General features: G+C 72.4%; 3 protein-coding genes. All 3 read right to left on the bottom strand.

All coding sequences use genetic code 11. From position 1 onward, the window contains the following. Positions 1-177: NTP transferase domain-containing protein (locus ABNT58_RS15840; RefSeq protein ID WP_348754421.1), on the bottom strand; the 177-nt coding region annotated here is incomplete at its 3' end. A 93-nt stretch (positions 178-270) separates the two neighbouring features. After that, positions 271-1,392 (bottom strand): GTP 3',8-cyclase MoaA, encoded by a 1,122-nt coding sequence (gene moaA, locus ABNT58_RS15835; protein WP_348754420.1) that lies wholly within the window; start codon positions 1,390-1,392, stop codon positions 271-273. 87 nt (positions 1,393-1,479) lie between these two features. Beyond that, positions 1,480-1,725 (bottom strand): hypothetical protein (locus ABNT58_RS15830; protein ID WP_348754419.1); only part of this gene is annotated, 246 nt, incomplete at its 5' end.

Below are 1,725 nucleotides of genomic sequence, written 5' to 3'. Positions count from 1 at the left end.
GATGTGGCGGTTGGCATTGATGGCCACGGCCGCGACTTGCGGCTGCAGGCGTTGCGCCGCACGCTGAGCCAGCGGCTGGCCGTCGAAGGTCTGCAGGCCCTTGTCCACCCCGCCCATGCGGCGGGCCAGGCCGCCGGACAGCACCAGCCCTGTCACCGCCCGGCGATCGATCTTCATGCGCGGCTCAGGGCCGAGCGCCGGGCCGCCCCAAGCCGGCCCGGACCCCCTCGGGGGGTGGTCCGATGTACGCATCGGACCGGGGGCTGACAGTTACCCACCGATGTAATGCATCTCGACCTTGCGCTCGGCAGCACCTGCATCGGCCGGCATCTGCGCCCGCAGCACCGAGTACTGGTCTTCCCGCGCGCCCCAGGCGCCGGCGATGGCGGCCGACAGCTGCTCGTCGCTGGCGCCGCCGCGCAGCAGCGCGCGCAGGTCGTGGCCGCGGCTGGCGAAGAGGCACAGGAACAGCTTGCCTTCGGTGGACAGCCGGGCGCGGTTGCAGTCGCCGCAAAAGGCCTGGGTGACGCTGGAGATCAGCCCGATCTCGCCGGCGCCATCGCGGTAGCGCCAGCGCTCGGCGGTCTCACCCGTCTGGCTGGGGGCCAGCGGCTCCAGCGGATGCACTGCGTCGATGCGGGCCAGCACCTCGGCCGAGGGCAGCACATGGTCCATGCGCCAGCCGTTGGTGCTGCCCACGTCCATGTACTCGATGAAGCGCAGCACCACGCCGCTGCCGCGGAAGTGGCGCGCCATCGGCACGATCTCGTGGTCGTTGGTGCCGCGGCGCACCACCATGTTGACCTTGATCGGCCCCAGGCCCACGCGCTGCGCCGCCTCGATGCCGGCCAGCACGTCGGCCACCGCGAAGTCGACGTCGTTCATGCGGCGGAACACCGCGTCGTCGATCGCGTCCAGGCTCACCGTCACGCGCTGCAGGCCGGCGTCTTTCAGGGCCTGTGCCTTGCGCGCCAGCAGCGAGGCATTGGTGGTGAGCGTGATGTCCATCGGCTCGCCGTCGGCGCTGCGCAGCTCGGCCAGCATGGCCACCAGGCGTTCGACGTGCTTGCGCAGCAGCGGCTCGCCGCCGGTCAGCCGCAGCTTGCGCACACCATGGGCGGCGAAGAGGCGGGCCAGCCGGGTGGTTTCCTCGAAGCTGAGCAGCGCCTCCTGCGGCAGGAAGCGGTGGTCGCGGCCGAACACTTCCTTGGGCATGCAGTAGGCGCAGCGGAAGTTGCAGCGGTCCGTGACCGAGATGCGCAGGTCGCGCAGCGGCCGGCCCAGCGCGTCGGCCAGCAGGCCGTTGGGCGCGGCCAGGCCGGTGAGCGGCAGCGAGGCCGGCAGCGGCGCCGTGCGGCGCAGGTCGGCGATGGGGAACACCTTGTCAGCCATGCGCCCGATTGTGCCGGGGCAGGCGCCGGGCACGCCCGGGCGAAAACGCCGATCCGGCAGGGGCTTTGCCCGCCGGGCGGCGCAGCTTCAGTGCAGGTAGTCCAGCAGGTCGGCGTGCGCCGGGGGTCGGCGGCCGGCTTGCTCCACCTGGATGCGATGCCACAGCGCGAAGTGCAGCACCGCCGACAGCGCCTCGGTGTGGGCGCCGGTCTGGCGTTGCGCCTCGATCAGCCGGGCCACGCCGGCCGGCTGCAGCCACTGCTGCACACCCGCGTTGCGGGCCAGCGCGGCCTGCAGGTGCTTCAGGAAGTCGCCGCTCAGCAGCCGGTGCAT

The organism is uncultured Aquincola sp., assembly GCF_964001545.1.
Taxonomy (GTDB): Bacteria; Pseudomonadota; Gammaproteobacteria; order Burkholderiales; family Burkholderiaceae_C; genus Aquincola.
This window is presented reverse-complemented; position numbering and strand designations above follow the sequence as displayed.

What these genes read in the sequence shown, in the direction of transcription:
- moaA (WP_348754420.1), bottom strand. Translation starts at nt 1,392, where the DNA reads ATGGCTGACAAGGTGTTCCCCATCGCCGACCTGCGCCGCACGGCGCCG.